The sequence below is a fragment of the Vibrio sp. 10N.222.48.A3 genome, from assembly GCF_041475345.1.
GTDB lineage: Bacteria > Pseudomonadota > Gammaproteobacteria > Enterobacterales > Vibrionaceae > Vibrio > Vibrio tasmaniensis_A.
Genome location: NZ_JBFRVX010000375.1, coordinates 1 through 7,251, shown reverse-complemented (window position 1 = coordinate 7,251; position 7,251 = coordinate 1). Strand labels below are relative to the sequence as shown.

Annotated in this window: 9 protein-coding genes; 5 read left to right on the top strand and 4 right to left on the bottom strand. The window is 43.9% G+C overall.

The window, feature by feature from the left end; genetic code table 11:
* The 3 genes from AB4653_RS11695 to pfkA all read left to right on the top strand — a co-directional run.
* Window positions 1–229, top strand: a 229-nt coding sequence (locus AB4653_RS11695; protein WP_372104217.1) for a Spy/CpxP family protein refolding chaperone, incomplete at its 5' end; no start/stop codon positions are given.
* Window positions 230–392: 163 nt separating this feature from the next.
* On the top strand, window positions 393–1,301 hold the full coding sequence (gene fieF, locus AB4653_RS11690; protein ID WP_009848870.1) for a CDF family cation-efflux transporter FieF: 909 nt from the start codon (window positions 393–395) through the stop codon (window positions 1,299–1,301).
* 316 nt (window positions 1,302–1,617) lie between these two features.
* On the top strand, window positions 1,618–2,580 hold the full coding sequence (pfkA, locus tag AB4653_RS11685; protein WP_009848871.1) for a 6-phosphofructokinase: 963 nt from the start codon (window positions 1,618–1,620) through the stop codon (window positions 2,578–2,580).
* Between the two features lie 150 nt (window positions 2,581–2,730).
* Here pfkA and tpiA read toward each other — a convergent pair whose 3' ends face one another.
* Window positions 2,731–3,501 carry a triose-phosphate isomerase gene (tpiA, locus tag AB4653_RS11680; RefSeq protein WP_012604968.1) on the bottom strand — a complete coding sequence of 257 codons (771 nt, stop codon included), beginning with the start codon at window positions 3,499–3,501 and terminating at the stop codon, window positions 2,731–2,733.
* 249 nt (window positions 3,502–3,750) lie between these two features.
* Here tpiA and AB4653_RS11675 point away from each other — a divergent pair, with 249 nt between their 5' ends.
* Together AB4653_RS11675 and AB4653_RS11670 are read left to right on the top strand one after the other, a co-directional pair.
* Window positions 3,751–4,098: a 5-carboxymethyl-2-hydroxymuconate Delta-isomerase gene (locus AB4653_RS11675; protein WP_004729703.1), complete on the top strand. Its 348-nt coding sequence runs from the start codon at window positions 3,751–3,753 to the stop codon at window positions 4,096–4,098.
* An 86-nt stretch (window positions 4,099–4,184) separates the two neighbouring features.
* Complete coding sequence (locus tag AB4653_RS11670) at window positions 4,185–4,607, top strand: DUF805 domain-containing protein (RefSeq protein ID WP_009848873.1); 423 nt, start codon at window positions 4,185–4,187, stop codon at window positions 4,605–4,607.
* Window positions 4,608–4,676: 69 nt separating this feature from the next.
* On the opposite strand, the gene AB4653_RS11665 is transcribed toward AB4653_RS11670, so the two are convergent.
* The 3 genes from AB4653_RS11665 to glpX all read right to left on the bottom strand — a co-directional run bounded on the left by AB4653_RS11665 (window position 4,677) and on the right by glpX (window position 6,995).
* Window positions 4,677–5,024, bottom strand: coding sequence for a DUF3135 domain-containing protein (locus AB4653_RS11665; RefSeq protein WP_009848874.1), 348 nt, complete (start codon window positions 5,022–5,024; stop codon window positions 4,677–4,679).
* A gap of 136 nt (window positions 5,025–5,160) precedes the next feature.
* Complete coding sequence (locus AB4653_RS11660; RefSeq protein WP_009848875.1) at window positions 5,161–5,787, bottom strand: metalloregulator ArsR/SmtB family transcription factor; 627 nt, start codon at window positions 5,785–5,787, stop codon at window positions 5,161–5,163.
* 200 nt (window positions 5,788–5,987) lie between these two features.
* A complete protein-coding gene (gene glpX, locus AB4653_RS11655) occupies window positions 5,988–6,995 on the bottom strand; it encodes a class II fructose-bisphosphatase (RefSeq protein WP_009848876.1) in 1,008 nt (335 codons plus the stop codon).
* Window positions 6,996–7,251 lie beyond the last annotated feature (256 nt).

Here is a 7,251-nt window from a genome sequence, read left to right as displayed (position 1 = left end):
AGTTCAAGATTTAGTTCTAGCCGATACCTTTGATGAAGCGGCGGCAAACGACCTAGCAAGCCAAATGGTAGAGAAGCAAACAGAGCGTCGTTTAACCATGCTGAAGAAGCAACATCAAATGATGAGCGTACTAACACCTGAACAGAAGACTCAACTGAAAGAAATCCAGCAAGATCGCATGGCTAAATGTGCGGACAAAATGGAAAAACGCATGAACAAAGACAAGTAATTCATGGTTTGAAAAAGCTGGATTGATTGAAAGTGTTTAGAAAGAAGCGGCCTAGTGCCGCTTTTTTTGATCTTTAAAATGAACGTATTAGATCCTAGCTGTCATATTCAATCGGTGTTTTGCGGGTTATACTTTGTGCTATCAGTCACTTTATAGCCAATTTATGAAACAAGAATACGCACGTTTAGTTACGCTCGCCGCTTGGGCTGCCACCATCATTGCCTCCATATTATTGGTTGTGAAGGTTGCAGCGTGGTGGGTGACAGGCTCAGTCAGTTTATTAGCTTCTGTTGTTGACTCACTGTTGGATATCGCCGCTTCTGTCGTCAACCTTGTGGTGGTTCGTTACTCTCTGCAGCCAGCTGATAAAGAACATACCTTTGGTCATGGCAAGGCCGAATCTCTTGCTGCATTAGCACAAGCGATGTTTATTTCTGGTTCTGCTTGTTTCCTTATTCTTAACGGTATTGAACGTTTCTTCCGACCGCATGAACTGAACTCTCCTGAAATTGGTATTTATGTCAGCTTGTTCGCAATGGTCATGACCTTCGGTTTGGTTCGATTCCAAAAGCATGTTGTGAGCAAAACGGGTAGCCAAGCAATTGCGGCTGACTCACTGCATTATCAATCTGACCTCTATATGAATGCGGCGATTATGCTGGCGCTAGCACTGAGCTGGTTTGGTATCGGTCAAGCAGACTCGGTATTCGCGATTGGTATCGGCATCTACATTCTTTACAGTGCTTACCAAATGGCGATGGAAGCGGTGCAATCTCTACTTGATCACAAGCTACCCGATGAAGAGCTCAAACAAATTAAAGAGGCATCGTTGAGTGTGGAAGGGGTACTGGGTGTACATCAACTAAGAACGCGCCGTTCTGGGCCTGTTCGTTTCATTCAATTGCATTTAGAACTCGAAGACAATATCCCACTGATTGAAGCACACCGCATTTCTGATGAAGTAGAGGACAAGCTTATTTCAGTGTTCCCTGATGCTGATGTATTAATTCATCAAGATCCATATTCGGTCGTATTTGGACCAGAGAAGCAGCAGAAATTTCACTCATGGTAATGCGTCTAAAAATCAGGCAGCAAATGGCAAGTGAATGGCTTTTGAACTAAAGTGAGTAAAAATTGCTAACTCGAAGGTGATTCAAAAATCACCTTAGTAACAATTAATGTTGATTCTGATGTGAATCAACAAAGTTATTGAGTAAAACTGTAATACTCTTACAGAAGTAGAAATGTTACATAATTTTACGTGATTTAAGTGCTATTCCTGTTGAGGAAATGTAACATAACGTACAAATATAGATTTAAAATCTTGTTGATATACAATCAGCAAGAACAAGAATTGAATAATAGATTCCCAAAAATCGAGGGTGAGCATGATTAAGAAGATCGGTGTTTTGACCAGTGGTGGTGACGCTCCAGGCATGAACGCAGCAGTTCGCGGTGTAGTTCGTACTGCGCTATCAGTTGGCATTGAAGTTTACGGCATTTACGACGGCTACCAAGGCCTTGTGGAAGACCGTATCGAAAAGCTTGACCGTTCAAGCGTATCTGACGTGATCAACCGTGGTGGTACTTTCTTAGGTTCTGCACGTTTCCCTGAGTTCAAAGACGTTGCTGTTCGTGAGAAAGGCATCGAGAACCTTAAGAAGCACGGTATCGAAGCACTTGTTGTTATCGGTGGTGACGGTTCTTACATGGGTGCTAAGAAACTGACTGAGATGGGTTACCCATGTATCGGTCTTCCAGGCACAATCGATAATGATATCGCGGGTACTGATTACACTATCGGTTACCTAACTGCGCTTAACACTGTTATCGATTCAATCGACCGTCTACGTGATACGTCTTCTTCTCACCAACGTATTTCTATTGTTGAAATCATGGGCCGTCACTGTGGTGACCTTACGCTTATGTCAGCAATCGCGGGTGGTTGTGAGTACATCATTACACCTGAGACTGGCCTAGATAAAGATCAGCTAATCAGCAATATCCAAGATGGTATTGCGAAAGGCAAGAAGCACGCAATTATCGCTCTAACTGAACTAATGATGGACGCGAACGAATTGGCTAAAGAGATTGAAACGGCAACAGGTCGTGAGACTCGCGCAACCGTTCTTGGTCACATTCAACGTGGTGGTCGTCCTACTGCATTTGACCGTGTACTGGCTTCTCGTATGGGCAACTACGCTGTTCACCTTCTTCAAGAAGGTCAAGGTGGTCGTTGTGTTGGTATCGAGAAAGAAGCTCTTGTTCACCACGATATCATCGACTGTATCGAGAACATGCAGAACCCAGACCGTTCTGAGTTGTTCCGCGTTGCAGAAGAGTTATTCTAAGCCAAGCTTAGCGTTCGCTTAAAAAATATTAAAAACCGCTGATTGTTCAGCGGTTTTTTTGTGCCTGTCGTTTGAGTTTTTACAAACGGCAGGCACAAAAAAGGCCAACCTAAGTTGACCTTTCATCTAATCTAAACGGTGAAGTTTAAATTAAGCTTTTGCTTCAGCTGCTGCTTTAGCGATAGCTGCGAAGCTTTTCGCGTCAAGTGCTGCGCCGCCAACTAGAGCACCATCGATGTCTGGTTGTGCGAAGTAAGCTGCTGCGTTTTCTGGCTTAACAGAACCGCCGTATTGGATAACAACTTTCTTAGCAACGTCTTCAGATTTCTCTGCGATGTGTGCACGGATTTGAGCGTGGATGCGTTGTGCATCTTCAGCTGTAGCTGCTTTACCAGTACCGATAGCCCAGATTGGTTCGTAAGCGATGATAGCGCCTTCAAGAGCTTCAACACCTTGAGTGTTGATAACAGCGTCAAGTTGACGAGCACATACAGCAACAGTTTCGCCTGCTTCGTTTTGTGCTTCAGATTCACCGATACAAAGAACTGGAGTTAGGCCGTTCTCTTTTAGGAATGCGAATTTCTTAGCAACGAATTCGTCAGACTCAGCGTGGTATTCACGACGCTCAGAGTGACCGATGATGATGTGAGATGCGCCGAACTCTTTAAGCATTGCTGGAGACATGTCGCCAGTGAATGCACCGCTGTTGTTTAGGTCAGAGTTTTGAGCACCTAGGATGATAGCGCTGCCCGCTTCAGTAAGCGTACGCTCAGCAAGATCAACGAAAAGTGCTGGTGGAGCAACTGCTACGTCTACGCCTGTTACGCCTTCAAGTTCAGCGTTAAGACCGTTTAGTAGATCAACAACCATTTCTTTGCTGCCGTTTAGTTTCCAGTTACCCATAACTACAGGATGACGCATAGGAATATCTCCAAAGTATTTAAATAAATCGAATGTAAAAAAGTAAACTTTATTACGAAATAATATAACAGAATAATATCAACAGATCATGACTGTGGTCATGACTTTCTTGGATCTTACTCAATGGTCAGAGTAGATTTTGAGCAAATATCAGTGATCCGGCAGACAGAATAATAGCTAACTTCTCGGATTTTTCATCGTTAGTTGCTATTAAGGGACAAACGATTGCGTTAACAATAGGAAGTAATAATGCCGAATCTAGTTCTAGAGTACTCAAATTCAGTGGATGAGCGAGTGAATATCCAAGGTTTACTGGAAGACCTTCATCAAGTTACATTAAACTGTGGTTTGTTTGATGTACCTTCTGTGAAGTCTCGTTCACTACGCTGTCATAACTGGTTGGTCGGTGATGAAGAGGACAATGTAGATTTTGTTCATATTAGCTTCGAGTTACTTTCTGGACGTACTGAAGAACAGAAAAGAGAATTGTCGCGTTTGTTAATGCAAACCTTACAAGAACAGGCAAGCCATATCCGTAGCCTAACGGTCAACATACGGGATATGGATAAAAGTTGCTTTCAGAAAGTGATTAACTAGCTAAAAATAATCAACTAACTAAAAGTGATTCACTAACTATTTGCTGCTAACTTTTTGGTAGCGTATTAATTTTTGAGTGTTTTAAGATGTCGATGAAAGATTTACTGCTCTCTTTCAAAGGGAGAATTGGTCGTAAGACTTACTGGATTTGGAATATTTTCTACTACATAGCGATTACTGGTTTTGCTTCTGGTATCTCTGTGTTGTTCCCTGCTTACTCTTACATCCTACTGCCAGTATTCCTATTGCTGCTAGTGATCCCAGATCTTGCGGTCACCGCTAAGCGCTGGCACGACCGCAATAAGTCGAATTACTGGTTACTACTAAATGTGCCCCTAGTACTGGGTCGTTTGGCTTCGCCAATGGCAGCGACTACCACTGAGCCGGTATCGCCAATCCATATGGTTGCGACCGTTGCAGCGTTAGTGTGTGGCTTATGGATTCTGATTGAGTGTGGTTTGTTGAAAGGCACAGAAGGCCGTAATGATTACGGTGAAGATCCAGTTTAAAGATTGGATGATTCATCAGTAAAAAGGGAGCATTGCGCTCCCTTTTTTCTTTTTGATACTTTTCTACTTTTAGTACATTTTGGGTTCTGTATTCGGCCTGAAAGGCACGACATTTTCAGTTTTAGGTTCTTCAAAACTACAGCGACCTTCGAGTGAATCTTGGAATTTACAGACCTGACAACGAAGCTCCTGCATGAGCACGACATTAACATGATGTGGATTTTTACAGCGACCGACCACCAAATCGATGTGACTTTGCTGAGCGCGTAGCCTGTCTTGCATAGTTTCCGAGGCCGAACAAATCATCTGCTCGCACATTTCGTGTTTGAATTGATTGAATGCTTTCGGATCGCTTTTGGCGAGTTGGACCAGTTCATCAAAGGGGGGCAGTTTTTGATTTGGCTGTGGCTGTGCCATGATTCCTTCCTTAGCATTAAGCGTGTTTCATATGCTTTAAGCTTAAGAAATAAATTTGTACAAATTTTAATCTATTCTCATTTTCTCAATATTGAGACGGAATCGGTGGGTTGGGACTAGCCCTTAGCACTTGGTATTACGATAAAGGCGTGGGCGTTAAGGTATAAGTACAGCGTCTCTCGCCGGCAATAATGTGTTCAGTGCGGCTTACATGACACTCATTTTTGAGCAGTTCAGTGAAAACATTGAGCTCAGATTGGCATAGGCTAGGGCAGCGAGTTGCTGCTTTACAGATGGGGCAGTGGTTCTCAATTAAGATGTAGTGCTCATCATGCTCTTGAAGTTCAGCCATGTAGCCTTCGTCTTCACGAAGCTGTGTGAGTTTTTCAAGCTTACTCATGAGCGAATCACAGCCAGACAGTGCAGATTGATACTGCTTCAGAGTGTGTTGTTCTCGCTCGGCAGCAACCTTAGCCAACCCTTCTTGACCAAATAGATTTTCTACGGCATCAATTACTTGAATAGTGAGTTCACCGTGTCGGTCTGAAAATTGGCTATGGCCTTGTTGAGTCAGGGACCAGTGGCGAGTCGGGCGACCCACTTTTACTTTCACATCATGAAACGCAAGAATACCGTCATCTTCCAGACTTTGCAGATGTTGCCTTGCACCCATTGTCGTCATGCCAAACTCTTCTGACAGTTGTTTCGCGGTTACCGCGCCTTGACGCTTAATGGTCTGTAAGATTTTGTCGCTTGTTTTCATACTATCCCTACCTCATCAACCTTACTATTATGAGGCAAGGTGTTTATAAAGCAAACCATTTACTATATTGATGGGGATTTACTATATAGACAGCGTTTTACTCTAGCGACAGCAAATGGTGAGATTCTGGTGCACTAATAAAACAAAAGGCTGATACTTGGTATCAGCCTTGGAACGTTTCTGTTAGAGCTAGTTTAGGTCTACAGGATGTGACCGATTACTTCTGGGTCTTTACGCTCTAGGTAGTGGATAGATTTGATGCGGCGAATCGTACGACAGCGACCACGGATAAGCAGAGTTTCTGTGGTTGCGATATTGCCTGTGCGAGTGATGCCCTCTAGAAGATCACCCTTAGTAATACCTGTTGCCGAGAATACAACATTATCGCTGCGTGCCATGTCTTCCATTTTCAAGACGATGCCTGCCGTTACGCCCATTTCTGCACAACGCTCTAGTTCAAGCTCACCGTGCTTGCGGTTCTCTTCTGTATCGCCTTTTACTTCATGACGAGGAAGAAGACGAGCGTGCATGTCACCGTCGAGTGCGCGAATAACAGCAGCAGAAACGACACCTTCAGGCGCGCCGCCGATGCAGTACATTACGTCTACTTCGCTGTCTGGCATACACGTTAGGATAGAAGCAGCAACATCACCGTCTGGTACAGCAAATACACGAACGCCCATGGCTTGCATGTCGGCAATGACTTGATCGTGACGAGGCTTAGCCAGTGTGGTTACTACTAGCGTATCGAGTGTTTTACCTAATGCTTTCGCGATGTTTTCTAGGTTTTCTGTTAGTGGCAGCTCTAGGTCAATTACGCCTTTAGCGCCAGGGCCAACAACCAATTTTTCCATGTACATGTCAGGCGCTTTAAGGAAGCTGCCTTTTTCGCCTGCAGCCAATACCGCCAATGCATTTGATTGACCCATAGCTGTCATGCGAGTCCCTTCAATTGGGTCTACGGCGATATCGACAGCATCGCCGCCCACACCGACGTTTTCACCGATATATAGCATAGGTGCATCATCGATTTCACCTTCGCCGATAACAATCTCACCGCTAATTTCGGTTTTGTTTAGTAGGCTACGCATTACTTCTACAGCAGCGCCATCTGCAGCGTTTTTATCGCCACGACCAAGCCACTTGTAACCAGCTAGTGCTGCACCTTCTGTGACACGAGAGAATGACATTGCTAAATCGCGTTTCATGCGGACTCCAAAATTATCAAAGGGGGAATAGAAATTTCGCGGCGAATTTTACCATATCCCAAAGGAAACGTTTGCTTTTTTGTTTTTTGGAGATTGCTCTCGATCAATTCGCAGTGGAAAACAGTTATTATTCATCAAAATAATCGGTTTGCCCTTGTGGCGGTAATCACTCACGTCAATATTCGGTAAAAAGCGCTGTTTTTTTCATCGAATGGCGCAAAATATCGAATATATTGAGTGTTTATCCTTGCTCTGC